Raw genomic sequence first — 593 nt, forward strand, 5'->3', positions numbered from 1 at the left:
CAGAGATAGTAAAAGACTAGCTAACTCGGGGATTCTTTGTCTTTTTTTCTGCTTAGTAAATTTCTTAAACGTTTGCAGCGTAAGTTAGTTGCAATTAAAAGCAGCTTAATCTCGCTTGTCAAGCGTTTAAAACATAAAAAACGCCAATATTTTAAAGCGGATAATAACCCCAAGGCTTCTTTTGCCTTTTTTTTTATTTGGTAAATTTCTTAAATATTTGTGGCTAAACGACAACCGTCATCCCGCTGCTTGTTAGCGGGATCTAGAGATACCGCGAATGAATCGCGGTATGATGTAGGACTGCTGTCATTCCAGTGCTCCTTTTTTTGTCATCCGAGTGGCTGACACTGGGATCCAGGAAACTTAACTTTACACCAGGTGAATGTACAATAAGAACTGGATTCCAGACTGGAATGACACCGAAGGGGCTATTGGGATGACAAAAGGGGGCACTGGGATGACAGGAGAAAGAGGCACTGGAATGACAAAGAGGGTACTTGGATGACAGGAGGTAATGCAGGAAGTCTAAGAACCTGTTTAAAATCTTCGTAATAGGAGAGAAATGAAGGAAAGGACAATCATTTGCAAGCTGG

At 41.1% G+C, this 593-nt stretch carries 1 protein-coding gene; it reads left to right on the plus strand.

Annotated features, from left to right (window positions below):
• The first annotated feature begins 382 nt into the window (after window positions 1–382).
• Complete coding sequence (locus OZD61_RS00680; protein WP_274979470.1) at window positions 383–505, plus strand: hypothetical protein; 123 nt, start codon at window positions 383–385, stop codon at window positions 503–505.
• The last annotated feature ends 88 nt before the right edge of the window (window positions 506–593 follow it).

The organism is Wolbachia endosymbiont of Drosophila bocki, from assembly GCF_028982005.1.
Classification (GTDB): Bacteria; Pseudomonadota; Alphaproteobacteria; order Rickettsiales; family Anaplasmataceae; genus Wolbachia; species Wolbachia pipientis.

What these genes read in the sequence shown, in the direction of transcription:
- OZD61_RS00680 (WP_274979470.1), top strand. Translation starts at nt 383, where the DNA reads ATGTACAATAAGAACTGGATTCCAGACTGGAATGACACCGAAGGGGCT.